24 protein-coding genes are annotated in these 23080 nt (G+C 56.6%); 12 read left to right on the top strand and 12 right to left on the bottom strand.

What is annotated here, in order from left to right; translation table 11 throughout:
- Nucleotides 1-152: 152 nt before the first annotated feature.
- Together HUO07_RS07535 and HUO07_RS07530 are read right to left on the bottom strand one after the other, a co-directional pair.
- Nucleotides 153-1400: an ammonium transporter gene (locus HUO07_RS07535; RefSeq protein WP_176303056.1), complete on the bottom strand. Its 1248-nt coding sequence runs from the start codon at nucleotides 1398-1400 to the stop codon at nucleotides 153-155.
- Nucleotides 1401-1473: 73 nt separating this feature from the next.
- Complete coding sequence (locus HUO07_RS07530; protein ID WP_007112359.1) at nucleotides 1474-1812, bottom strand: P-II family nitrogen regulator; 339 nt, start codon at nucleotides 1810-1812, stop codon at nucleotides 1474-1476.
- A gap of 357 nt (nucleotides 1813-2169) precedes the next feature.
- Between HUO07_RS07530 and HUO07_RS07525 the strand changes: the two genes are divergently transcribed.
- From HUO07_RS07525 to HUO07_RS07515, 3 genes are all read left to right on the top strand, one after another.
- On the top strand, nucleotides 2170-2529 hold the full coding sequence (locus HUO07_RS07525; RefSeq protein ID WP_176303055.1) for an accessory factor UbiK family protein: 360 nt from the start codon (nucleotides 2170-2172) through the stop codon (nucleotides 2527-2529).
- A gap of 499 nt (nucleotides 2530-3028) precedes the next feature.
- On the top strand, nucleotides 3029-3910 hold the full coding sequence (locus tag HUO07_RS07520; protein WP_176303054.1) for an ABC transporter substrate-binding protein: 882 nt from the start codon (nucleotides 3029-3031) through the stop codon (nucleotides 3908-3910).
- A 117-nt stretch (nucleotides 3911-4027) separates the two neighbouring features.
- Nucleotides 4028-5536 (top strand): YifB family Mg chelatase-like AAA ATPase, encoded by a 1509-nt coding sequence (locus HUO07_RS07515; protein ID WP_176303053.1) that lies wholly within the window; start codon nucleotides 4028-4030, stop codon nucleotides 5534-5536.
- A gap of 12 nt (nucleotides 5537-5548) precedes the next feature.
- On the opposite strand, the gene HUO07_RS07510 is transcribed toward HUO07_RS07515, so the two are convergent.
- Nucleotides 5549-6529 (bottom strand): alpha/beta hydrolase, encoded by a 981-nt coding sequence (locus HUO07_RS07510; RefSeq protein WP_176303052.1) that lies wholly within the window; start codon nucleotides 6527-6529, stop codon nucleotides 5549-5551.
- A gap of 262 nt (nucleotides 6530-6791) precedes the next feature.
- Here HUO07_RS07510 and HUO07_RS07505 point away from each other — a divergent pair, with 262 nt between their 5' ends.
- Together HUO07_RS07505 and HUO07_RS07500 are read left to right on the top strand one after the other, a co-directional pair.
- Entirely contained in the window at nucleotides 6792-8972 is a 2181-nt protein-coding gene (locus HUO07_RS07505; protein ID WP_176303051.1) for a malate synthase G, read from the top strand.
- A 110-nt stretch (nucleotides 8973-9082) separates the two neighbouring features.
- Nucleotides 9083-9499: a PaaI family thioesterase gene (locus HUO07_RS07500; protein ID WP_176303050.1), complete on the top strand. Its 417-nt coding sequence runs from the start codon at nucleotides 9083-9085 to the stop codon at nucleotides 9497-9499.
- 11 nt (nucleotides 9500-9510) lie between these two features.
- On the opposite strand, the gene HUO07_RS07495 is transcribed toward HUO07_RS07500, so the two are convergent.
- From HUO07_RS07495 to HUO07_RS07480, 4 genes are all read right to left on the bottom strand, one after another.
- Complete coding sequence (locus HUO07_RS07495; protein ID WP_176303049.1) at nucleotides 9511-9957, bottom strand: DUF411 domain-containing protein; 447 nt, start codon at nucleotides 9955-9957, stop codon at nucleotides 9511-9513.
- 100 nt (nucleotides 9958-10057) lie between these two features.
- The gene (gene paoC / locus HUO07_RS07490; RefSeq protein WP_176303048.1) at nucleotides 10058-12247 is read right to left on the bottom strand and encodes an aldehyde oxidoreductase molybdenum-binding subunit PaoC; all 2190 of its coding nucleotides are present in this window, start codon (nucleotides 12245-12247) and stop codon (nucleotides 10058-10060) included.
- Between the two features lie 3 nt (nucleotides 12248-12250).
- Nucleotides 12251-13201: an FAD binding domain-containing protein gene (locus HUO07_RS07485; RefSeq protein WP_176303047.1), complete on the bottom strand. Its 951-nt coding sequence runs from the start codon at nucleotides 13199-13201 to the stop codon at nucleotides 12251-12253.
- On the bottom strand, nucleotides 13198-13764 hold the full coding sequence (locus HUO07_RS07480; RefSeq protein WP_176303046.1) for a 2Fe-2S iron-sulfur cluster-binding protein: 567 nt from the start codon (nucleotides 13762-13764) through the stop codon (nucleotides 13198-13200). The genes HUO07_RS07485 and HUO07_RS07480 overlap by 4 nt, the downstream gene beginning before the upstream one ends.
- 217 nt (nucleotides 13765-13981) lie before the next feature.
- Between HUO07_RS07480 and HUO07_RS07475 the strand changes: the two genes are divergently transcribed.
- On the top strand, nucleotides 13982-14983 hold the full coding sequence (locus tag HUO07_RS07475) for an XdhC family protein (protein ID WP_176303045.1): 1002 nt from the start codon (nucleotides 13982-13984) through the stop codon (nucleotides 14981-14983).
- The gene (locus tag HUO07_RS07470; protein WP_176303044.1) at nucleotides 14980-15594 is read left to right on the top strand and encodes a nucleotidyltransferase family protein; all 615 of its coding nucleotides are present in this window, start codon (nucleotides 14980-14982) and stop codon (nucleotides 15592-15594) included. The genes HUO07_RS07475 and HUO07_RS07470 overlap by 4 nt, the downstream gene beginning before the upstream one ends.
- Before the next feature lie 22 nt (nucleotides 15595-15616).
- On the opposite strand, the gene HUO07_RS07465 is transcribed toward HUO07_RS07470, so the two are convergent.
- Nucleotides 15617-15994 carry a DUF423 domain-containing protein gene (locus HUO07_RS07465; protein ID WP_176303043.1) on the bottom strand — a complete coding sequence of 126 codons (378 nt, stop codon included), beginning with the start codon at nucleotides 15992-15994 and terminating at the stop codon, nucleotides 15617-15619.
- Between the two features lie 125 nt (nucleotides 15995-16119).
- On the opposite strand from HUO07_RS07465, the gene thiS reads away from it, so the two are divergent.
- Genes thiS through trmB form a run of 3 tightly spaced genes read left to right on the top strand, consistent with a single transcriptional unit; the run spans nucleotide 16120 to nucleotide 17896 of the window.
- Nucleotides 16120-16326: a sulfur carrier protein ThiS gene (gene thiS, locus HUO07_RS07460; protein ID WP_008956536.1), complete on the top strand. Its 207-nt coding sequence runs from the start codon at nucleotides 16120-16122 to the stop codon at nucleotides 16324-16326.
- Between the two features lie 10 nt (nucleotides 16327-16336).
- Entirely contained in the window at nucleotides 16337-17131 is a 795-nt protein-coding gene (locus HUO07_RS07455; protein ID WP_176303042.1) for a thiazole synthase, read from the top strand.
- Between the two features lie 12 nt (nucleotides 17132-17143).
- Nucleotides 17144-17896 carry a tRNA (guanosine(46)-N7)-methyltransferase TrmB gene (trmB, locus tag HUO07_RS07450; protein WP_176303041.1) on the top strand — a complete coding sequence of 251 codons (753 nt, stop codon included), beginning with the start codon at nucleotides 17144-17146 and terminating at the stop codon, nucleotides 17894-17896.
- Nucleotides 17897-17900: 4 nt separating this feature from the next.
- Here trmB and thpD read toward each other — a convergent pair whose 3' ends face one another.
- Nucleotides 17901-18812, bottom strand: a complete 912-nt coding sequence (gene thpD, locus HUO07_RS07445) for an ectoine hydroxylase (protein ID WP_176303040.1) — start codon at nucleotides 18810-18812, stop codon at nucleotides 17901-17903.
- 364 nt (nucleotides 18813-19176) lie between these two features.
- Nucleotides 19177-20091, bottom strand: coding sequence for an AEC family transporter (locus HUO07_RS07440; RefSeq protein ID WP_176303039.1), 915 nt, complete (start codon nucleotides 20089-20091; stop codon nucleotides 19177-19179).
- A gap of 104 nt (nucleotides 20092-20195) precedes the next feature.
- Between HUO07_RS07440 and HUO07_RS07435 the strand changes: the two genes are divergently transcribed.
- Nucleotides 20196-20699 (top strand): hypothetical protein, encoded by a 504-nt coding sequence (locus tag HUO07_RS07435; protein ID WP_246286553.1) that lies wholly within the window; start codon nucleotides 20196-20198, stop codon nucleotides 20697-20699.
- Nucleotides 20700-20704: 5 nt separating this feature from the next.
- The gene (locus HUO07_RS07430; RefSeq protein ID WP_176303038.1) at nucleotides 20705-21298 is read left to right on the top strand and encodes an SCO family protein; all 594 of its coding nucleotides are present in this window, start codon (nucleotides 20705-20707) and stop codon (nucleotides 21296-21298) included.
- Between the two features lie 6 nt (nucleotides 21299-21304).
- Here the strand turns inward: HUO07_RS07430 and HUO07_RS07425 are convergent, their stop codons facing one another.
- Together HUO07_RS07425 and HUO07_RS07420 are read right to left on the bottom strand one after the other, a co-directional pair.
- A complete protein-coding gene (locus HUO07_RS07425; protein WP_176303037.1) occupies nucleotides 21305-22396 on the bottom strand; it encodes a PHB depolymerase family esterase in 1092 nt (363 codons plus the stop codon).
- A gap of 3 nt (nucleotides 22397-22399) precedes the next feature.
- A complete protein-coding gene (locus HUO07_RS07420; protein WP_176303036.1) occupies nucleotides 22400-23080 on the bottom strand; it encodes a BamJ family beta-barrel-assembly machinery protein in 681 nt (226 codons plus the stop codon).

Here is a 23080-nt window from a genome sequence, read left to right as displayed (position 1 = left end):
TCATCTGTGAGCATCAGTCGGGGCATGGCAAGCTCGCAGTTTGTTGGTGTCGGAACCTGTATTCTGTGAGTTTGCCCCTATCCTGCCAATGCTATCCCTCAAAACGTCAACAGGCCCTAGGTCAGCATTAAATTATTTCTTAATACCGCTGTTTATTTCTTAATGCCAAATTCGGGATAGGCTTCAAGACCGCACTCAGCGATATCAACGCCTTCATACTCTTCTTCTTCGCTAACCCGGATACCCATGATGGCTTTCAGGATCAACCATACCACCAGGCTTGCCAGGAACACCCAGCCGAAGATACCGACGATACCGATAATCTGCGCACCAAAAGACGCACCGTCGTTATTCAGCGGCACCGCCAACACACCCCAGATGCCGACAACACCGTGAACCGAGATCGCGCCGACCGGATCATCCAGTTTCACTTTATCAAGGGTGACGATGGCAGCGACCACGATGATGCCGCCAATCGCGCCGATAATCGTGGCGCCCAGTGCGGTCGGAGAGAGCGGATCAGCAGTGATTGCCACCAGACCCGCCAGCGCACCGTTCAGTGCCATGGTCAGGTCCGCTTTACGGAACCACAGTTTGGCCAAAATTAGTGCCGCAATAACACCACCTGCCGCAGCAGCATTAGTATTTACAAACACTTGCGCCACGTTATTCGCAGAATCGACGGCCGCCAGTTTAAGTTCGGAACCACCGTTAAAGCCGAACCAGCCCATCCACAGAATGAAGGTACCCAGCGTTGCCAGCGGCATGTTGGCACCGGGAATCGCGTGGATAGAGCCATCTTTGCCATATTTGCCTTTACGCGGCCCGAGCACGATGACACCAGCGAGTGCTGCAGCTGCACCGGCAAGGTGCACAATGCCTGAGCCAGCATAGTCAGAGTAGCCAACTTCAGACAACCAGCCGCCACCCCACGTCCAGTAGCCAGACACCGGATAGATAAACGCGGTCATCACCACTGCAAAGGCCAGGAATGCCCACAGCTTCATACGCTCGGCCACGGCACCCGACACAATCGACATGGCGGTGGCGACAAAGACTACCTGGAAGAAGAAGTCAGAACGCATGGAGTAGTAGGGGGCGTCATCGCCGCCTGCGGTCACCGCATCAACGCTGTTTTCAGCGCCAATCAGGAAGCCTAGGTTAGGCAGAAAGCCGCCAGCGCTGCTGGAGTACATGATGTAGTAGCCCACCAGCAGGTACATGGTGCAGGCAATCGCAAACAGCGCGATATTTTTGGTCAGAATTTCAGCGGTATTTTTGGAGCGTACCAAGCCCGCTTCCAACATGGAGAAGCCTGCGGCCATCCACATCACCAGCACGCCGCAAATTAGAAAGTAGAACGTATCGAGCGCGTAGCTCAAATCAGCTAACTCATTCATAAGGTGTTCCCCGTTATTCTATGAGAAGTTATACGCAAAAGACGGCTATGCAGCCCTGTTCGCGTGGCGTCCGTTATACGGCGTCAGCGCCACGCTCACCGGTGCGGATACGAATCACGTCTTCCAGTGGCGTAACAAACACCTTGCCGTCACCGATTTTTCCGCTGTTGGCTGCGCTACAGATGGCGTCCAGCACGCTTTCTAATCGTGCATCGTCGACGGCCACTTCCACTTTTACCTTGGGCAGAAAGTCGACAACGTATTCGGCGCCACGGTACAGCTCGGTATGCCCTTTCTGACGGCCAAACCCTTTAACTTCAGTAACGGTGATGCCCTGAACTCCGTTGTCGGCGAGTGCCTCACGAACATCGTCGAGCTTGAATGGCTTGATGATAGCGGTGATGAGTTTCATCCCGGATCTCCCCTGCTGGATAAGTCCTGCTAGATTGGTAGCGGCACAGCCGCCAGAATAAGCACCTGAACCGTTAATGCGCATACCGTGCCAGCTGACTTTTTTTACTTATAAATCAGCTAATTAGACAACAAGGAAAGTCTTTCAAAGCGCTTAATCTCGTCAAATCCATCGTCACACCACGGCTATTGCACCAAAAAAAGGCGTAAGCAAATGTTGCCTGCTCCATTTCGATGCAAACCACCCGCTGAGCAGTTAATCCATTCGACGCATGCGAATTCGCCAACTGTTGCGTATCCTTACGGTAAGCCGTTTTTATATATATTCATTTAGTGAGTTATTAAGGAGAGAGCAGCTATGGCGCCTCAAGACCGCATCAGCCGACTGGCCCAGCAGATTGGCGACCGTTTACAGAACGCCTCTCAGGCACCGGAAGATATCCAAAAAGGCGTACAGCAAGTCGTGCGTGGCGCCTTCGACCGCCTAGAGCTTGTTTCCAGGGAAGATTTCGATATTTTGATGGACGTACTGCAGCGCACGCGTTCGCGGGTAGAGGCGTTAGAGCGACAAGTTGCCAACCTTGAAGCAGCCGTTGAAGCCTCCACAACGCCAACCACCACACCAGTAGAAGCAGAAGTACCGCCGGTGCCGACGCCAGAGCCAGAGCCAGAGCCAGACAGTGACAGCAATGAAGACGAAAAACCGACCAAACGGTAAACCCATTTACTGCCCAGTCACTTAGTTAGCGGTTATCGGCAATAGCGTGACATCACCTATTGCCGACGTCTGCCGTCGTGATAAGCCGTCTTGCTCAATCGCATCCTCTCAACCCTCTTCAAGCACATTAAGGCCTTCAATAGTGGAGCCCCTGAGAAAGGCGGCCTGATACAAATAAATAGCGCGTAAGCACCAAGATAGGTCAAATCGGTTCCGATCCCGCCGTCGGATGGCCTCAGCCAGCGCAGCCTTTTTCATTTTGACGAATTGCCTTGCCTAATGATGCGCCAATTTGATGCATATCATTGAAAACGATAGCGCATGACCTATGAAAACACTCGCGACTCATCCGCCTGTAGACCAAACACAGCAGGCCCTGACACCGCAGTCGCTGGAGCAATTGGGATTGCGCTACGGCATCACCTGCACCCATGTTTGCAAACAATAAATATTATCGTTTAAATACAGCTCTTATTTTTCTGGATGGCCTCTCTTCATCATGCGCCAAACCACCCTGCTCTCTTTATTTGTACGCTGTGGGCTGTTCGCCGTTTGCCTAATGACTTTTTCAACGGCAAAGGCGCAGTGGGCAACGGTCGACTGGACTATCGCCGAAACCCTGCTGGCCATTGACGCCCCTATTAGCAGCGTTGCCCAACAGGACGCTTACCACGACTGGGTAGGTGAGCCCCGTATACCTAACAGTGCCACTGATATGGGCCTGCGCACCCAACCCAATCTGGAGCTATTGGCCCAAGTACCGCCCGAACAGATACTGATCTCCCCCATGTTCGCTGGCTTAACACCGCGCCTGGAGCGAATCGCACCGGTCACCTCGTTCGCGCTCTATTCGCCCGGCACCGATACTTGGCAAGAGATGCAAACCCTGACCCGCCAGTTGGGCGAGTTAACCGAGCGTCAGCCCCAGGCAGAGCAACTGATCGAAGAAACCCAAACCTTGATGACCACGCTGCGCGAATCCCGGCCCCGCTCACAGTCAGAAATCGCACCACTGCTCATGGTGCAGTTCATGGATGCCCGCCACGTGCGCGTCTTTGGCGATAACAGTCTTTACAACGCTGTTCTAGAGCAGCTCGAACTCCCTAATGCCTGGGACCAGCCCACCAACGCCTGGGGATTTGCGCTGGTAGGGGTTGAAGCGCTGGCACGCTACCCTGAGGCAATGCTGGTTATCATCGACCCACTCCCCGCCGGGGTAGAAGAGCAGCTTGCAAAAAGCGGCCTGTGGCAACAACTTCCCAGCGTCAAGAATGACAACCTGCTACACCTACCGCCGGTATGGAGCTTCGGCGCATTACCTTCGGCTCAACGCTTTGCCAAGGAACTGACCGCAGCACTGGAAGCAGCGCCAACACAATAATCATAAGCCAGAACGCTACCAAAGCGTTTTTAACTAAGGTAGTTTAATACTTAAATTAAAGTAGATTACGCTCACATTAGGGTCAGAGCTTTTACCAAAAACCAGCGAGGGAAGGCGATGACGCTAGCCATTGTAGCCACGCGCGCAGGCGTAGGTTTAGACGCACCAGCGGTGCATGTCGAGGTGCATTTAGCCAACGGCTTGCCAGGTCTAACGCTGGTGGGCCTACCGGAAACCGCCGTCAAAGAGAGCCGTGAACGGGTGCGCAGTGCATTGGTCAATGCAGGCTTTGATTTCCCTAATACGCGACGAATCACGTTGAACCTCGCTCCCGCTGATCTCCCCAAAGAGGGTGGCCGTTTTGATTTGCCTATAGCCCTGGGCATTCTCGCCGCCTCTGGGCAAATTCCGGTGGAAGCATTGGAAGGTATGGAGTGCGCCGGTGAGTTGGCCCTAGATGGCAAACTGCGCGCCGTGCCGGGAATACTGCCCTTTGCCCTGGCTACGCGGCGGGTGAAAAAAGCGCTTATTATTCCCCGCGACTGCGCCGATGAAGCGGCCCTGGCAGGCGACTTACCGGTGCTGCCTGCCGACACGCTCTGGCAAGTCGTGGCGCACTTACTCGACCAAGAGAAGATTCTCCCGCACAAGCTCAGCGCCTCGGTTAAAACCACCGCCCCGGTGGATGACCTCGCCGATGTGCGCGGCCAGCAGCAGGCGCGGCGCGCGCTCGAAGTCGCCGCTGCTGGTGGTCATAATCTCATATTCGCAGGCCCGCCAGGCACCGGCAAAACCATGCTGGCCAGCCGCCTTCCGGGCATTCTGCCGCCGCTTTCCGAAGAGGATGCGCTGGAAGTCGCCGCGGTGCGCTCAGTCTGCGGCCTGCCGCTGGAAGCCGACTGGGGCAAAAGGCCGTTTCGCCAACCCCATCACAGTGCCAGCGCCGCCGCCCTGGTCGGCGGCGGCTCAAAACCCAAACCCGGCGAAATATCACTCGCTCACCACGGCGTGCTTTTTTTGGATGAACTGCCCGAGTTTTCACGCCATGTATTAGAGGTACTTCGGCAGCCACTGGAAACAGGTACGATTCATTTAGCCCGCGCCAGCCATGAACGCCGTTATCCAGCTCGTTTTCAATTGGTAGCCGCCATGAATCCTTGCCCCTGCGGCCACTTAGGCGACCCGCGCCAGCGTTGCCAGTGTACCGCCAGCCAAATTCAGCGTTATCAAGCACGGCTTTCCGGGCCGCTGCTGGATCGCATCGACCTTCAGGTGGAAGTCCCCGCACTGCCACCTGAACAGCTCACCGCGCAAACTCAAGGCGAGTCCTCCGAAGCCGTGCGTGAGCGAGTAATCGCGGCGCGGGAGCGCCAAATGGCGCGCGGCGCACTTAACAGCCAGTTAAGCGGCAAAGCCCTGGAAGCCGCCTGCGACCTGAATGATGAAGAACGCGCCTGGCTTGCAGGCGTGCTCGAAAAGCTCAAGCTTTCCGCCCGCGCCTACCACCGCGTTTTGCGGGTGGCGCTTACGCTAGCCGACCTGCAGGGTGAACCCAAACCCACTCAACCGCACTTTATTGAAGCGATTGGCTACCGGCAGTTGGATCGGATGCTGAAGGGAGCTTAGCGAAAAGCGGCACTAGGCCTGATTTTCGCTTAACTGGTCTATAAACCCATCCAGCGCTTCAAACAGCACCTCCCGGATGGAATCGGCTTCATTTACCAGATGATGGCGGGCTTCCGGGTGGCGATGGATCTCGGCATTGGGAAACTTCTTCGCCAGAATCGCTAAATTCCACTCCCAATCAACGGTCAAATCCTGCTCGCCCTGCAAAATAAGCGTAGGTAACTGGCTGGGCTCATGCGCCAGCAGGCGGGGCATCCAGCGGCGCATGGCGCTCACCCAGGCAACGCTCAAGCGCTCGGGCTGCAGAGGGTCTCCCTCGCGTAGAAATTCGGTGAACTGTTCGTCGGTAGAGTTGGGCCGATATTTACGCGGCAGCTCTTTTACAAATGGGCTGGCAATCAAGTGCAGCCAGCTTGTTTGACTCCAACCCCAAGGTCGCACCAATGGCGCCAGCAGTACCAAGCCTGACCAGCCCGCATCCTCTCGACGGGCGAGCGCATCGGTAGCTAGAATTGCCCCGCCGGTGCTCTGCCCCACCCCCAGCCACGGGGCCGGCGCCATTCCCTGGCTCTTGAGGGTGGTCTGCAGGTGGGTCAGACAGTGCTGATAATCATCGAAATCCTCTATTTCCGCGCGCGCACCACTGGAAAGACCATGGCCCGGAAGATCCCACAGCACCACCCGCCAGCCCTTGGCCAGCAAACGCTTGAGCAGATGGCGATACAGGCCCATATGGTCAAAATAACCGTGCACCACGAAAGCGGTGCCCACCGGCTGCGGCGGGCTCCACACTTGGCACCACAGCGCAAAGCGTCCAGTATCAATAAAGCCTGCGTGTACTTCACTGGTATCCAATAGCAGGACTTCCAGACCATAGTGCTGAAAATAGTCCTGCATGGCGTCGGTCAAACTTTCCCCTGGCAGCAGACGGCTAAGGGCGGTCTCGCCCGAAGCATGGCGAAACAAGCCTTCCAGATGTTGGAAATCACGCATCGTTGTTTCTCCATATCGCCATTTTACGTTGGCCTAGACGCGGCAGGCGAGTCGCGCTATCAACTTCTAATTGCTAGTCATTTGGTCGCGCATTTTACCGCTTTAGGGTCTACGCTGTTTACATGCCCGAGCAAATGTGGAATTATTTTCCATAAATACATTTTACTCTGCCCACGGCAAACCATGTTTTAAGAACCCATGTTCTAAAAAAACATGTTCTAAAAAACAGAGTGCCCACGGGCATCCTCACAGGAGATACCCCATGAGTGAGCGTATCACGCGCCACCGTTTACAGGTGGCAGCCGATTTAGATCGTTTTATTAATGAGCAGGCGCTACCGGGAACAGGCGTTGATGAAAATGCCTTTTGGGCCGGTGTGGATGCTCTGTTTCATGATCTGACCCCTAAAAACCGTCAATTGCTGGAAGAGCGCGACACGCTGCAAGAGAAGCTAGATGCGTGGCACCGGGAAAACCCCGGCCCGGTCACCGATATGCCTGCGTACCGCAGCTTTCTGAAAGAGACTGGCTATTTGGTGGAAGCCCCCGCTAACGTCAAAGCGACAACGACGAATGTTGATCGAGAAGTAGCTGTTCAAGCAGGCCCGCAGCTGGTGGTGCCGGTAAGCAATGCGCGCTATGCGCTGAACGCTGCCAATGCACGCTGGGGCAGCCTTTATGATGCCCTGTACGGCACCGACGCGATTTCAGAAGACGACGGCGCCGAGAAAGGCACCAGCTTCAACCCGAAACGCGGCGCCAAAGTGATTGCCTACGCGCGCGGCGTGCTGGATCGCGCGGCACCGTTGGCCACTGGCTCACACCGTGACGCGGTGAAGTACGCCATCCGTGACGAGCATTTGGTCGTCACCCTGGAAGGCGGCCGTGAAACCGGCTTGAAGGACTCCGGCAAGCTGATCGGCTTCACTGGCGAAGCAGCCAAACCCGATGCCATTTTGCTGGGTAACAATGGCCTGCACCTGGAAATTCAGATCGACGCCAGCGATTCCATCGGTAAAACCGACCCGGCCGGCGTGAAGGATGTTGTCGTCGAGGCCGCCCTGACCACGATCATGGATTGTGAAGACTCCGTTGCTGCGGTGGATTCAGAAGACAAGGTCGGTGTTTACAGCAACTGGCTCGGCCTGATGAAGGGCGACCTGGAAGAGAAGATCGAGAAAGGTGACAAGACGTTTACGCGTAAGCTGAACGCCGACCGCACCTGGCAAACTAGCGATGGCGGTAGTGTCACCCTCCCCGGTCGTTCGCTGATGTTCGTGCGTAATGTGGGTCACTTGATGACCACGCCTGCGATTCTGGATGAAAACGGCAACGAGCTGCCGGAAGGCATTCTAGATGCGGTAGTGACCTCACTACTCGCGCTGCATGATCTGAAAAAAGATGACAGCCAGCCGCGCAACTCGCGCACTGGCTCGGTTTATATCGTGAAGCCGAAGATGCACGGCCCTAAAGAAGTCGCCTTCGCCAACGAACTGTTTGGCCGCGTTGAAGACCTTCTGGGCATGAGCCGTGACACCCTGAAAATGGGCATCATGGATGAGGAGCGTCGCACCACCGTTAACCTCAAGGCGTGTATTGCGGAAGCCGCTTCCCGCGTAGCCTTCATCAACACCGGCTTCCTGGACCGCACTGGCGACGAAATGCATACCGCCATGGAAGCAGGCCCCATGGTGCGCAAAGGCGATATGAAGAGCGCTGCGTGGATCCAGGCCTATGAAAAGAGCAACGTGCAAGTGGGCCTTGCTTGCGGCCTACGCGGTCGTGCGCAAATCGGTAAAGGCATGTGGGCCATGCCGGACCTGATGCACAACATGCTGGAGCAAAAAATCGGCCACCCGAAAGCCGGTGCCAACACCGCTTGGGTGCCCTCGCCAACGGCGGCCGCGCTCCATGCGCTGCACTATCACCAAGTCAACGTCACCGACGTTCAGCGCGAGCTGGAAGAGCTGGGCGAGCCCGACTACTTGGATGATCTACTCACCGTGCCGGTGGCGGAAAACGCCAACTGGTCCGATGAAGAGAAGCAGCAGGAGCTGGATAACAACTGCCAGGGTATTCTGGGTTACGTTGTGCGCTGGGTAGAGCACGGCGTAGGTTGCTCGAAAGTGCCAGACATCCACAACGTCGGCCTGATGGAAGACCGTGCGACGCTGCGTATCTCAAGCCAGCACATTGCCAACTGGCTGCACCATGGCATTGTCGATGCGCCGCGGGTGGAAGAAACCCTTAAGCGTATGGCCAAGGTAGTCGACGAGCAGAACGCAGGCGACCCGACCTACACCGCTATGAGTGCGGACTTTGAAGCCTCTACCGCGTTCAAAGCTGCCTCCGACCTGATCTTCAAAGGTCGCGTCCAGCCTTCTGGCTACACCGAGCCGCTACTCCACGAATGGCGCCAGGTGCACAAAGCTAAACGTGCATAAGGTTAAGTAAGCCCGCTCGCTTACTCACATAGCCCCAAGGCTCGCGCCTTGGGGCTTTTTATTTAGGCTGATTGACGTTAACGTTAAAGAAAACGTGAGGAATAATAACAATGACCGTGATGACTGCTGAGCAGATTGAGCACTTTCTGGATGAAGTCTTTCCCCAGCGAATGGGCAAGATAGAGAGCGTGGGCGAGATGAGCGCCACCATGCGCCTAAAGATTGGCCATGAACATCTACGCCCTGGCCCGCGGGTTTCCGGGCCCACGATGATGGGGTTTGCAGATGTCGCTATGTACGTCGCTATCTTGGCGCAAATCGGCCCAGAGGCGATGGCCGTGACCAGCGACTTAAACTGCCACTTTCTGCGCGCGGCTTCCGGTGATCACGACATTATCGCCCACGCCAAGCTGATCAAACTCGGCCGCCGCCTAGCGGTGGGCGAAGTACAGATTTTTTCAGCCAGCGATGACACGCGCCCCGTGGTGCATGTCACCGCCAGCTATGCGCTACCTGAAAAGTCTTAAGCGGCCGTTCTTCAAGGCGCCAGTGTCATGAACGGCTCATCCTGCTGGTCGCTATACGCGTAGACGTTATAGGGCTCGTCTTGAGGACCAGGCATACCCGGCGTACCAATGGGCATACCGGCCAAACCAATACCATCGACGTCAGGCTGCTCTTCAAACAGCTTTGTAACCGCTTCCATCGGCACATGCCCTTCAATCCAATACTCGCCCATCTCGATGGTATGGCACGATCCCAAGCCATAAGGCACGCCCGCCTGTTGCTTGATATCACCCAACTCCACGTCATCAATAATCGTCACTTCTACGCCGAGCTCTTCAAGATGACGTGCGTAACCGTCACAGCAGCCGCACTGGGGATTTTTATATAGTGTGGCCTCGTCAGGCAGTGCCGCATGCACCGAGGTCGCCCCGAGAATTAGAGCACTAGATAGGAATATTGAGGTGGTTAAGCGGCTCATAAATACCCTCCTGATTAAGAGCGAATAAAAAACGTTGGTAAGCGACGCAACATCCAATTGAAAGCTTACAACCTGTGTGTCGCCCCAAGGTCAAGCTAGCTCAACGCTCAGTGTTAGGGAGTTGATCGATCATGTGATCCAGCGTCATCGGGTACTCACGTATCCGGACACCGGTGGCATTGTAGATCGCGTTGCCAATCGCAGCCGCTACGCCGCAAATACCCAGCTCACCCACCCCTTTTGCTTTTAGGGGCGATGAAGCAGCATCGGTGGTCTCTAAAAAGATGACCTCCTGCTCGGGAATATCCGCATGTACCGCCACTTCGTAGCCTGCTAGGTCGTGGTTGACGAAGAAGCCGCGCCCGGTATCCACGCTCATGCCCTCGGTCAAGGCAGCGCCTACGCCCATGGTCATGCCGCCAATTACCTGGCTGCGCGCCGTGATGGGATTGAGGATGCGCCCTGCATCGCACACGGCCAGCATACGCCGCACGCGAGTTTCCCCGGTGTAGGCATTCACGGCCACCTCGATAAAGTGCGCGCCGAAGGTGCCGATCTCCAGCTCATCCTTGAAGTCGCCAAAGTTGATCGAATCCTCAGCCACTATCTCTTCGCCATCGGCTATGTCGGCCAGCGCCAGATCTTTCTGTCCGGAAACCACGCGGCCATTTTCAAAGCGCGCCTCGTCAACGTTTAGGCGCTTGGCGATCTGCTCTTGAAGCGCCACACAGGCAGCATATACGCCAGCGGTGGTGCTAGTCGCACCAAACTGCCCGCCTGAGCCGGAGGAGGTTGGATAGGCGCTATTGCCAAGGCGCACTTCTACATCCTGCATCTCCATGCCCATGGTTTCTGCCGCCGTTTGGGTCAGGATGGTGTAGGAGCCGGTACCGATATCGGTCATATCGGTTTCCACGATCAGCCGCCCTTTCTGCAAGCGCACCCGCGCGCCCGAGGTCATGGTGGGCGCACCGCGATAAGCTCCGGCCATACCGTGGCCAATCAGCCACTGGCCTTCGCGCCGACCGCCAGGCTCAAGGTTACGCTCAGCCCAGCCGAAAGTGTCGGCGCCCTTACGCAGGCACTCCACAAAGTGACGTTCGGTGAAAGGCTTTGAGGGCTCCTCGGGGTTGACCTGGGTGTCGTTGAGAATCCGGAATTCCACCGGATCCATGCCGAGCTTCTCCGCCATCTCGTCCATGGCGATCTCCAGCACCGCCAGCCCCGAGGCTTCACCAGGGGCACGCATGTCCGCCGATTCGGGCAGGCCCATATCGATAGGATGGTGCGCTACGCGACGATTTTCGCCCGCATAGAAGCAGCGGGTCTGGTTGACCGCGTCTTCACCGCTGCCGCCGGGCAGCGTATGGGAAATGGCAGCATGGTCGAAAGCGGTAATCTTGCCATCTGATCCGGCCGCGATGCGCAGGCGTTGAATGGTGCCGGACCGATGCGTGGCATTGTTGAAGATCATTGGGCGCGGCAAGGCGACTTTGACTGGCCGCCCGGTCTCGCGCGAGCCAAGCGCGGCGAGCACCGCATCGGCCCGTAGCCAAAGCTTTCCGCCAAAGCCGCCGCCGATATAGGGGCTCTCTACGCGAATGGTATCAGCGTCAATATTGAAGGTGGTGGCCAGTGCCTGCCGATTCGTGTCTATCATTTGGTTCGAGGTCCACACCGTCATCTGCCCACCCTCGGACCAATCGACGATCGACGCATGCGGCTCCATCATGGCGTGGCTTTGGGATGCCGTGCGGTAAACCGCATCCAGCGTTACGGGCGCGGCTTGCAAAGCGGCATCCACATCACCCACATTAGTTTGCGGCTCGCCGATGTCCTGTAGCCGCTCAAAGGCGTCCTCAAGATCAAACACGCCCGGCGCTTCTTCGTACCGCACCTCAATCAGGCCAGCGGCACCGTGCGCCTGTTCCAGTGTTTCAGCGACCACCACGGCAATCGCCTGATGGTAGTGCTCAATCTTTGCGCCGCCGAATAGGTGGGCGATATTACTTTTAGCACGTTCAAGTGGTTCAAGTTCGGCGGTAGTCACCACGGCCGCAACGCCGGGGGCGGCGCGGGCGGCGGAAGCGTCCATATGGGTAATCCGCCCCTTGGCAATCGTTGCGCACAAGGGGTACCCCACCAGTTGATTGGCAACTACGTTATGGCGCTCATACGCATAGGGCGCGCGGCCAGTTACTTTGAGAAGGCCGTCGACTCGGGGATGAGGTTTGCCAATCACACGGGCGTGGTCGAACAGGTTGTCTTCAGCCGATTGATTAAAATCCATGGGTCACTCCTGCGCCAGCAGCGTGGCAAGCGTTCGCTCTGCCAGCGTCAGTTTAAAGGCGTTCTCTTGCGTGGGGCGGGCACCATCAAGCAGTCGAGCCATGACTGCTTGCGCGCCGTTGGGCAGCTCGGCATCGGCTTCAGCGCGTCGCCAGGGTTTGGGTGCCACACCGCCCAGCGCCACACGCCCGGTTCCATCCGGCTTTTGAATCAGCGCCACGGATACCAGAGCAAACGCGTAAGAAGCCCGGTCACGAACTTTATAATAGGCATGGCGGCCTACCACGGGCGGGGGGAGCACCACGCCAGTGATCATCTCGCCCGGCTTTAACGTGCTTTCAACTTCGGGGGTATCGCCGGGCAGCGGGTAAAACGCATCCAACGTCATACGCCGTGTTTCGCCGCTGGGGGTGGCGGTTTCCACTTCGGCATCCAGTGCTCTGAGCGCCACGGCCATGTCAGAAGGGTGCGTGGCAATACACGCCTCTGATGTACCTATAATACCCAGCTGGCGCGTGGAGGCTCCATCACCGAGTGCCGCACAGCCCGCCCCGGGTTGGCGCTTATTACAGGGCATTCCGGTGTCGTAGAAATAGGGGCACCGCGTGCGTTGTAAAAGATTGCCGCCGGTGGTGGCTTTATTGCGCAGCTGGCCGGAGGCCCCTGACACCAAGGCGCGACTCAACACCGCATAGTCTTTGCGGATCCGCGAGTCGGCCGACAGGTCGCTATTGCTGACCAGCGCCCCAACCCGCAGGCCACCGGCATCGGTAGCCGTAATGTCGTTGAGGCCGGTTTTGGTGACATCAATCAAATGTGTCGGCGTTTCAATTTCATGCTTCATTAAATCGAGCAGATTTGTGCCGCCAGCAATAAATTTGGCGCCTGGCACCTCGGCAGCGCGTGCCGCCGCCTGGGCAGGGTCGGTTATCCGTTCATAGGCGAAGGCTCTCATGGGTGCGCCTCCGCTACCTGAGTGATGGCTTTTAGAATGTTTGAGTAAGCACCGCAGCGGCAAAGATTGCCCGACATCCGCTCGCGAATCTCGGCGTCGGTGAGCTCAATAGGCGTGTTTAGATCCTGCGTGATGTGGCTGGGCAGGCCCGCCCGAACCTCCTCCAACACCGCCTTGGCTGAACAAATTTGCCCTGGGGTGCAATAGCCACACTGAAAGCCATCATGGTCGATAAAGGCTTGCTGCATGGGGTCAAGATGTTCGACATCGCCCAGCCCTTCAACGGTCGCTATCTCATCTCCTTCATGCATCACTGCCAGTGTCAGGCAGGCATTGATGCGGGTGCCATTCACAAACACTGTACAGGCGCCGCACTGGCCATGATCACAGCCCTTCTTAGAGCCGGTTAACTGCAAATGTTCGCGCAACGTATCTAGCAGCGTTGTCCGATTATCCAGTTCAAGCTCATGTCTTTTTCCATTGACTGTGAAGGTGACATTCGAATGCTCCACGCCATGTGGGGTAATTTCACGACGCTTGCCAGCGCTATCGGGTGAATTCATCAATAGGTGCCTTCCCTGCTCATTGCTGTCACTTAATGAATATCGTCACAATGTCAGCATAGACATAATTGGCGTACGTCACCCCACTCTTGGGCATAATCATCTTGAAAAAGGGCGTATTACGCATGCTTTATAAGCAGCTGCGCTACGCTAGAGGTGGCTGTCTACGCCAAGGCGGCAATGGATGCCGTTTGTTAATTATAGGAAGCATGATTGAATGCAACATTTGGATCGGCAAGTCATTGAGCAAGCGCTAACGTGGTGCCAAGAAGGGAAAACGGTCTGGCTGTGCACCGTGCTTGCGACGTTTGGTTCTTCCCCACGTGCGCCTGGTTCCTGGATGGCGGTTGACCAAGCAGGCAAGCATATCGGCTCGCTGTCGGGGGGCTGTGTCGAGGAGGACTTTATCCAGCGCCTGCGCGAGGGTGAATTTGATCGCACCATCACCATTACGCGCTACGGAGACAGCGAAGACGCTCAAAGCGCCCACATCACGCTTCCCTGCGGCGGCCTCTTAGACATATTGATCGAACGCCTGCCTTCTACATCAGACACGCGGGAACATCTAACGACGCTACTGGCCACGCTGGATGGCCACTATCAGTTAATCCGTAACGTCGATGTTTCCACGGGAACGCACGGCTTTAGCGAGGATGCTTCCTTGGGCCCCCGCGTGGTACAACAGAAGGCGCAAGGCCATGACCAACCCACGATGATTCAAATGCGCATCGCGCCCGCCAGGCGATTAATTATCGCCGGTATTTCGGCGATTTCCGCCCCCTGCGCCGCCTTTGCGGTGACACTGGGCTTTGAGGTAATCGTCTGCGATCCAGACGAGGCAGCCTGCGCGGATTTTTCAGTGCCGGGTGTAGAGGTCAAAGCGCTACTGCCTTCCCGGTACATTGCCTCCGGTGTTTGCCATAGCGCCACGGCGGTGGTGGCGCTCACTCATGACCCACGTATTGATGACCTAGCCATGATAGAAGCCGTGCGCACGCCCGCTTTTTATATAGGCGTGATGGGATCAAGGCGTACATCAACTGCCCGGGCGGAGCGGCTGATTCGCTCAGGGGGGCTAACAGAGGCGCAGATCGACCGCCTGCATATGCCGATTGGCCTGGCACTGGGCAGCAAAACACCGGCGGAAATTGCTCTCGCCGTGATGGCAGATATCGTGCGGGTACAGCATGGCAAAACTATCAGTGAGCTTTCTCAATGATAAGCCCTAGCCACATTGTCGCCTTGGTGATGGCTGCCGGCTACTCGCGGCGTTTCGGCGATCAAGACAAGCGCCGTGCGTCCTTGGCCGATGGGCGGCCCTTACTCGCCGCCTCGGTTGCACAAGCACAGCAGGCGTTTGCCCAACTGCGCGTGGTGATTCGCGAAGAGGACGACCCTGCGTTATTGGGCCTTACTGACGATGTGCCGCTAATTCGCATTCAACAGGCGCACGGCGGCCTGGGGGCAAGCCTGGCGGAGGCGATGGCCGAACTGGGCCGTGACCCCCAGCTTCAAAGCATTGAGGCGGTGGCAATTTTATTGGGCGACATGCCTTGTCTTCAGCGCGATACGCTACTGGCACTTCAACACCAAGCCACCCGTGACACTATCGTGCGGCCCTGCCATGGCGGACGACCAGGCCACCCGGTCATTTTTGGGCGGACCTTCTGGCCGGAACTTGAAACCTTGAACGGCAACACAGGTGCCAAAACCCTTATTCGCCGCCACGCCTCCCTCTACCACGAGTATGCAGTGCAGGACGCGGGCACACTGGTTGATATCGACGCGCCAGCGGATATAGCGCGTATCAACCACCGCATGAAGCGCTAGAAACGTCATCAATATCGGCCGTTTACGAAGCTTTCAGAACGATCACGGCCAGCGCCAGCCACCCAGCCATCAGCAAAACGCCGCCAATCGGCGTCACAATACCGAGACTCAGCCCCGCCAGCGCCATGAGATAAAGCGAGCCTGAAAAACACACCACCCCCAGCGACCACAGGGCCAGCACCCAGCGCTGGCCAGCCAGTGGTTGTACCCGGCGCCACACCAGCACTATCATTATGGCAAGCGTGTGCCACGCTTGGTAGCGCACACCGGTTTCCACAGCACTCACCATTGCTTCGGTAGTACGCGCCGCTAATCCGTGCGCTGCATAGGCACCCAGCATCACCATCATCGCGCCTGACAGCGCCGCTATACACCACCATCCTTTATCTGCTCGTTGCACATTGTTCTCCTGCTTCACTTGTCTGCTTCATTTTCGCGCGCGGATTGCCCCACGGCGTACCTTGAGCGGCTCGAAACCGCTACAATAGAGAACGCATTGCCACGACGAATGAGACGCGACCCTTTATGTCTATCCAGATACGTCTAAACGGTGAACCCCATACGCTTTCGACCGGCCTCACTGCCGCCGACCTAGTTGAACAATTGGGTCTTAGCGGCCGTCGCATCGCCGTCGAAATTAACGAAGAGATCGTCCCCCGCAGCCAACACGCCGATACCCGCTTGGCCGATGGCGACCATGTGGAAGTTGTCCACGCGATTGGCGGCGGCTAGAGGAAATACTATGACCCAACTAACCGATACTCCGCTCACCATCGCCGGACGCGACTTTCACTCGCGCCTGCTGGTCGGCACAGGCAAGTATAAAGACTTTACCGAAACCGGTGCTGCCATTGCCCAGAGCGGTGCCGAGATAGTGACGTTTGCCGTACGCCGTACCAACTTGGGCCAGGACGCCGAGGCGCCCAATCTACTGGATGTTATCTCGCCAGAGCGCTACACCCTGCTGCCCAATACCGCTGGTTGCTACAACGCGAAAGATGCCGTGCGCACCTGCCGTTTGGCCCGCGAGCTGCTCGATGGCCACAACCTGGTCAAACTGGAAGTGCTCGGCGATGACCACACGCTCTACCCCAACGTGGTAGAGACCCTGAAAGCCGCTGAAACGCTGCTTGCCGATGGTTTTGACGTGATGGTTTACACCAGCGATGACCCCATTGTGGCACGCGAACTGGAAGCCATGGGCTGCTGCGCCATCATGCCACTGGGCTCGCTGATTGGCTCTGGCCACGGCATTCAAAACCCGCACAACGTGCGCTTGATTGTTGAGCAGAGCAACGTTCCGGTGCTGGTGGATGCGGGCATTGGCACGGCGTCGGATGCCGCCATGGCGATGGAGCTCGGCTGTGACGGCGTACTGTTGAACAGTGCCATTGCCCATGCTCGCGACCCGCTACGCATGGCCAACGCCATGAAACTAGCCGTGGAAGCCGGCCGCGACGCGTTTTTAGCTGGCCGTATGCCGCGCCGCCAGTCCGCCGATCCCTCTTCTCCTTTCGCTGGCCGTATTAACGGCTGATACAGAGACACCATGACCGATACGAACAATGCCGCGCCCGAAGGCAACGCCACCACCAGCCCCGAAAGCCAGGATGCCCCGCTGCATCGTCGCGGCATTAAAAGCTATGTAATCCGCGCGGGCCGCATGACCCAGGCACAAAACCGGGGGCTAGAAGAGGTTTGGCCACGCTTCGGCCTGACCATTGCCGACGGCCGTCAAGACCTGGACGTGCTGTTTGGGCGCCAAGCGCCGCGCGTAGTCGAAATCGGCTTTGGCATGGGTAACTCGCTGATTGAGCAGGCCGAAACCCACCCGGATACCGACTTTATCGGGATCGAAGTGCACGCCCCTGGCGTTGGCAAACTATTAGATGAGGTGGATAAACGCGGCCTGACTAACCTGCGCGTTTACCGCGAAGATGCCCTGGCCGTGCTCGAACAGTGCCTGCCGGAAGGCTCGCTGACGACGCTGCAGCTGTTCTTCCCAGACCCCTGGCCGAAGAAAAAGCATCACAAGCGGCGTATCGTGCAGCCAGCCTTTGTTGAGCTGATTCGCACTCGTCTGATGCCCGGCGGCACCTTCCATCTTGCGACGGACTGGGAAGCCTACGCAGAATGGATGGCGGAAGTGATGGAAGCGGCCCCCGGTTATGCCAACACCGCAAGCGCAGAGACCGCCCCTTACGTGCCCCGCCCGGCGTTTCGCCCACTCACCAAATTTGAAGCCCGCGGCGAAAAACTCGGCCACGGCGTGTGGGATTTGATTTATCGGCGAGAGGGGTAACGCCTTACTCTTTAAGCGGTTCAATCGGCTCCCAATCTGAACGATTGGCCAGAAACTCCGGCCGGGGCCGATTACCGCAGTAAGGGTCGTGAAGGGTGTTTTCAACACTGTTATAAACAAAGAACAGATTACTTCTCGGCCAGCAGGACATATTCGTGTTGGAGCCATGCATGGTATTGCTTTCGAAAATCACCAGGGAACCGGCGGGGCCCTTGGGCGCTTCAATATCGTTCTCCAACATTAATTCGCGCAGGCTGCTGGCTGGCGGCACCCCCACCTCTTGGCTTTTTAGCGACTCCTTGTAGTTATTCTCCGGCGTTCGCCCTACACAGGGGATAAAGTAACGATGCGACCCGGGAATCAACATCAGTGGCCCATTAAACTCACCGTTATCGGTGAGCACGATGGAACAGCTCAGCGCGCGCATGCGCGGCATGCCATCTTCGCTATGCCATGTCTCAAAGTCTGAGTGCCAATCAAACCCTTTGCCTTTGAACCCAGGCTTATAATTGATTCGTGACTGATGGATATAGACATCGCTGCCCAACAATTGCTTGACGATCGCCAACAGCTTGGGGTCCTGGGTCAGACGTTGAAAACGCTTGGACACTTCATGAATACCGAAAACGGTGCGTATTTCTTCGCGCCCTGGTTCAAGAATCGTGCCTTCTGAAAGTTTGAGATCGGCATCATCTTCGTACTCACGCAGCTCTTGAAGAAACACCTGCATATCATCGGCGTCAAAAAAACTTTCAAAGGAAAGAAATCCCTTTTTCTTATACTCCTCAATTTGCGACCGACTCAGTGGCCCATCAGCAAGCTGGGATTCATCGCCATATACCACGGGATCGATGCGTTCAAACATTCCCAACTTTCGCTCCAAGCGAGTAGGGAAAAGATCTTGAGTATCGTTCATGGTCAACTCCTCCATTAGCATGCGTTTAACAAGCGCTTTTAGGCATTACGTATAAAACGTAGACGCCAAAACACACCTCAGCAATGCTCTTTGGAGGCCGCCGAAAAAGCAGGGCAGCGTCAGGAATGGGATATTAGCAAGATGGAGAAAAAAGAAAGCCGCTCCATGGGAGCGGCAAAAAAGACCGTGACTAGCAATGAGAGGGAGAAACCATGACAGTAAACTGGCGCCAATTGTTGGCTAGTAGCTGTCTTGGCTGCCAGCGTCTCATTAAACGCTGACAATCACACTGTAATAGTTCTCATTTACTTCGTCAATACAAATACGAATATTTTTTATTTACAGCTTTGAGACTGCGTAGCCATCAGCTTACCAATCGTAGCCAGAACGGTAGCGTCGCCATGGCCAGTAGGGTTTGTCCGGTGATAATGGCCGCCATCAGTTCAGCGTCTCCGCCCAGTTGGCGGGCTAAAATATAGGCAGACGTAGCGGTGGGCAGCGCTGCAAACAGGAGCGCCACGTCACGACTGACCGGGTCCAGTTGCAGCACCCAGGTTAATACCAAGACAAACGCGGGCATCAGCAGCAGCTTAACGCTATTGGTAGCCAGCACGCCGCGGTCAATACGCAGCAACGCCGCCGGGCGCAGCGCGACCCCTACCGCTACCAGCCCCAGTGGCAACGCCGCACGCCCCGCTAGCTCGACCGTGTCTTGACTCCAACCAGGTAAACCGACACCGGAAAGGTTCAGGCCAATTCCCGTCAAGCAGGCCAGAATTAGCGGGTTTTTAATCAGCGCCATTGCACTTTTACCCACGCTAGCGCCGCCTAACGTGCCAGCGGCCACAAAGCTCGCCACGCACATCACGTTCACCACCGGTACCATTAGTGCCACAGCGACGGCTGCAGTGGTCGCTCCTAAGCTGCCGTGTAGCGCAGCGGCACCAGCAACGCCCACATAAGTATTAAAGCGTACCGCCCCTTGAAACACCGAGGTAAACGCAGCGGGCGTAAGCCGTAGCAAGCTCCGTAAACGCCAAAGCAGTATGCCAAACAACGCCATTGCGCCCAGCAATACCAGTGCTAGGCGCCCTACCGGCACTTGGCTCACATCGGCAGTCGCCAGCGTTCCCACCAGCATGGCGGGGAACAGTACAAAATAGATAAGCCGCTCCATCTGCGGCCAGAAGGTATCGCTAGGCCAACGCCAATAGCCGAGCACGGCGCCCAGTAAAATCAATAAAAACAGGGGGCCTAAAGCGCCAGTGATACTCTCCATTTGCGTCCCTTTTGCCTGCGACATCCCAGCACAGCGATATCGGCTCGATTGCTGTTACCATGGCGAAACACCCGCCTCACGGCTTGCGTAGCGATTATTCTGCCATGAAGATGATATCAAAACCTGCACACCCGGCAGGCTTTCCTGCTTTAAGGGTACTGATACTGGTCACTGGCATAGCGCTGGCTGCCTGTGCCTGGTATGCCTTTGCCCATTGGTTGCACCGCGATAGCGATGTGACCTGGTTTCCCCCCGCCGCAAGCTGCAACTTGCATACAGCGCCTTGTTCCGCCACGTTGGGCGATAAAGGCCGCATCACCCTCCATGTTCAAGCGAGCGGAAGGATTGATGCATTAGAGGTATTACCACTGGAAGTTGAGGTTGACGGCGTTACGGCCACTCAGGTTGACGTTGATTTTGTTGGCCGTGATATGGACTTAGGACTGCACCGTTTTGCTCTCAGTGCAGGTGCGCCCGGCCATTTTCAAGGACAAGGCCAAGTGGGGATTTGTACCCAAACCGTTATGCCCTGGCGAGCGCGTGTCATACTGGACACTGCAGAAGGTAAAGTGGGTAGCTGGTTCGATTTTGACGTTATTCGGAGTTAACGCACATGGCACGTAAACCGTTATGGCTGGGCGCTGGTGTCGCCGCTGTATTAATTGTGGTTAGTGGCATCGGTCTCTATCACTACGCTTTCGCCCCCAAAGATGGCGAACCTGTAGGTGGCCCTGTGGAAATGCCTTCGACCCAGGGTGATTTTTCGCTGACCCAGCTGGATGACGACCAGCTAGCCATTTTGTCGTTTGGTTACACGTTCTGCCCCGACATATGCCCGATGACCCAGTCGGTCAAACGCCAAGCCTTGGCTCAACTCTCTGAGGAGCAGCGCGAGCGGGTGGTGCCGGTGATGATTACCGTTGACCCCGAACGCGACACCATAGAGCGCATGCAGGAGTACATGGGCTTTTTCGGCGAGGAGTTCATTGGTGCGGTAGGTAGTCAGGAGCAGCTTGAAGATGTTGCGGCGCGCTATGGCGTGATATGGCGAAAAGTCGAAGCGCCGGATTCCGCAATGGCGTATACCATTGATCACAGCGCTTCGCTTTTTTTAGTCAATCGCGAAGGCGAGATATTGCAGCGAGTGCTCTATTCGCCAACTCCCCATGGGTTAGTCTCGGCATTAGAGAGCGAACTGGGCAGTTAGTCGACTTTACTCTGGCGAGGCGTTTTCGGGAGCAGTTTGCAAGCGATCCAACATCGCCATCAGCGCACCAATCTGGGTGCCGCTACGGGTATCGTGCTGAGGGCTTAACTGCCAAGTGCTTTCGGCAAATCCCCACCAGTCCCAGCAGCCTTGCGGGTTCGCCATACTGCTTTCCGCCTGAGGATAAAGCACAATTTGCTGATGCGCTGACGCCCAGGCGTTTAACCCAGTGTAACGCACAAACGTTTCACCAATCGCCTCTGCGTTCATTTGGCAGCCGTGCAGCGCCAACGTTACCGGGCAGTTACCCGCTTCACAGCCTTCCGGTATAAACACATAGCCTGTGTCGGCTAGTCCTTTTACCGCAAATTCCGACTGATCAAACGCGGCTAACTCGCCACCCAGTTTGCCGTTCGCCTCAGAGGCTTCACGTTCGGGATAAAGCCAGTTCAACATATCACCAGCGATATCTTCATCGCAGGCTAATACATAACTACCGCCCCCTTGGCGACAATCGCCCCACTCTTGGGGGCCGGGCGATGCATCATCAGGTAAGCGTACCGGCCAGCCATGCCCGGCATTTTCGCTACGCGCAACGCGCAGTTGATCTGGCGAGGCAAGCCATTGCGTCCACTGCTCGGCAAGCAGGTCGCCCAGCAGTGGTTCAACGACCTCATCTTCTTCGCCGTGCCAAAAGTAGGCTCGAAGCTGGCTAAGACGCTCTGTGCTACCGACCTGTTCAAGCGCTATATAGCGATCATAGCGGCTCTCCAGCTCGTCTAATGAAGGCGCGCCGCGGCGCGTCATCATGCACTGGTTAAGTGCCAAACTCAGCGAGCCTTGTGCACAACTCCAAGGCCCCGCTGCCAGTACGCCCAGGCCGCTAAACCGTTCTGGCCAAGCAACCGCTAGCTGGGTTGCCATATAGCCGCCTGACGATACCCCCACCACGCTTGCCTGCTCGCTAACGGCACCCAGGGCGGGTAATGCCTCGGGGTCAACCTCCGGCTCGGCCTGTGCCAACAACGGGATACCAAGGCTCAGGCAGACCAGAGCGCATGCAAGTGGGCGAAGCATGGAAGGGGCGGCTGAAGTCATTGCTTATTCGACGCCTAACAGTTCAACGCGGAAGGTCAGCACTTCATTGGGTCCAATCGGCCCTTGACCATTTTCGCCGTAAGCAATATCAGCGGGAATATATAGCATCCAGCTGTCGCCAACGCTCATCATCTGCAGTGCTTCCTGCCAACCTTCGATCACTTGGTTGGTTTGGAAACTGACTGATTCGCCGCGCTCAAAGGAGCTATCGAATACAGTGCCGTCTAACAGCATGCCTTCGTAGTTCACTTCGACAGTGTCTTCAGGGCCAGGTGTTGCGCCATCGCCCGACTCAAGCACTTCATACTGAAGGCCAGAATCCGTCACGGTCACTTCTTCACGTTCAGCGTTTTCGGCCAGGAAAGCTTCGCCTTCTTCGAGATTCGTTTGCGCTATCTCTTCAGCTTCGGCTTCACGTGCTTGCATTGATTGCTCTTGGAAAGCCATCAATGCTTCGGTCATTTCTTCTTCACTAAGCGCTAAGTCATTACCTTCAAACACGTCACTCATGCCGTCATGAAACGCATCTAAGTCGAGGTCTTCGATATCGGCCTGCATGCTTTCGCCCAAGGTGACACCCAGACTGTAAGCCAAACGCTGTTCGTCAGTTTCGGGCGCTGCCGCTGCAAAAGGGGCGACCAAAAGCAAACCTGTCAGAGCCGTTGTAGAGAGCAGTAGTTTCAT

This window comes from Vreelandella maris (assembly GCF_013371085.1).
GTDB lineage: Bacteria > Pseudomonadota > Gammaproteobacteria > Pseudomonadales > Halomonadaceae > Vreelandella > Vreelandella maris.
The sequence above is the reverse complement of the archived record's forward strand: the minus strand, read 5'-3'. Positions and strand labels throughout refer to the sequence as shown.

Bases quoted from the DNA above. Each gene is read 5' to 3' on its own strand.
- HUO07_RS07535 (WP_176303056.1), bottom strand. From the start codon at position 1,400: ATGAATGAGTTAGCTGATTTGAGCTACGCGCTCGATACGTTCTACTTT.
- HUO07_RS07530 (WP_007112359.1), bottom strand. From the start codon at position 1,812: ATGAAACTCATCACCGCTATCATCAAGCCATTCAAGCTCGACGATGTT.
- HUO07_RS07525 (WP_176303055.1), top strand. From the start codon at position 2,170: ATGGCGCCTCAAGACCGCATCAGCCGACTGGCCCAGCAGATTGGCGAC.
- HUO07_RS07520 (WP_176303054.1), top strand. From the start codon at position 3,029: ATGCGCCAAACCACCCTGCTCTCTTTATTTGTACGCTGTGGGCTGTTC.
- HUO07_RS07515 (WP_176303053.1), top strand. From the start codon at position 4,028: ATGACGCTAGCCATTGTAGCCACGCGCGCAGGCGTAGGTTTAGACGCA.
- HUO07_RS07510 (WP_176303052.1), bottom strand. From the start codon at position 6,529: ATGCGTGATTTCCAACATCTGGAAGGCTTGTTTCGCCATGCTTCGGGC.
- HUO07_RS07505 (WP_176303051.1), top strand. From the start codon at position 6,792: ATGAGTGAGCGTATCACGCGCCACCGTTTACAGGTGGCAGCCGATTTA.
- HUO07_RS07500 (WP_176303050.1), top strand. From the start codon at position 9,083: ATGACCGTGATGACTGCTGAGCAGATTGAGCACTTTCTGGATGAAGTC.
- HUO07_RS07495 (WP_176303049.1), bottom strand. From the start codon at position 9,957: ATGAGCCGCTTAACCACCTCAATATTCCTATCTAGTGCTCTAATTCTC.
- paoC (WP_176303048.1), bottom strand. From the start codon at position 12,247: ATGGATTTTAATCAATCGGCTGAAGACAACCTGTTCGACCACGCCCGT.
- HUO07_RS07485 (WP_176303047.1), bottom strand. From the start codon at position 13,201: ATGAGAGCCTTCGCCTATGAACGGATAACCGACCCTGCCCAGGCGGCG.
- HUO07_RS07480 (WP_176303046.1), bottom strand. From the start codon at position 13,764: ATGAATTCACCCGATAGCGCTGGCAAGCGTCGTGAAATTACCCCACAT.
- HUO07_RS07475 (WP_176303045.1), top strand. From the start codon at position 13,982: ATGCAACATTTGGATCGGCAAGTCATTGAGCAAGCGCTAACGTGGTGC.
- HUO07_RS07470 (WP_176303044.1), top strand. From the start codon at position 14,980: ATGATAAGCCCTAGCCACATTGTCGCCTTGGTGATGGCTGCCGGCTAC.
- thiS (WP_008956536.1), top strand. From the start codon at position 16,120: ATGTCTATCCAGATACGTCTAAACGGTGAACCCCATACGCTTTCGACC.
- HUO07_RS07455 (WP_176303042.1), top strand. From the start codon at position 16,337: ATGACCCAACTAACCGATACTCCGCTCACCATCGCCGGACGCGACTTT.
- trmB (WP_176303041.1), top strand. From the start codon at position 17,144: ATGACCGATACGAACAATGCCGCGCCCGAAGGCAACGCCACCACCAGC.
- thpD (WP_176303040.1), bottom strand. From the start codon at position 18,812: ATGAACGATACTCAAGATCTTTTCCCTACTCGCTTGGAGCGAAAGTTG.
- HUO07_RS07440 (WP_176303039.1), bottom strand. From the start codon at position 20,091: ATGGAGAGTATCACTGGCGCTTTAGGCCCCCTGTTTTTATTGATTTTA.
- HUO07_RS07435 (WP_246286553.1), top strand. From the start codon at position 20,196: ATGAAGATGATATCAAAACCTGCACACCCGGCAGGCTTTCCTGCTTTA.
- HUO07_RS07430 (WP_176303038.1), top strand. From the start codon at position 20,705: ATGGCACGTAAACCGTTATGGCTGGGCGCTGGTGTCGCCGCTGTATTA.
- HUO07_RS07425 (WP_176303037.1), bottom strand. From the start codon at position 22,396: ATGACTTCAGCCGCCCCTTCCATGCTTCGCCCACTTGCATGCGCTCTG.
- HUO07_RS07420 (WP_176303036.1), bottom strand. From the start codon at position 23,080: ATGAAACTACTGCTCTCTACAACGGCTCTGACAGGTTTGCTTTTGGTC.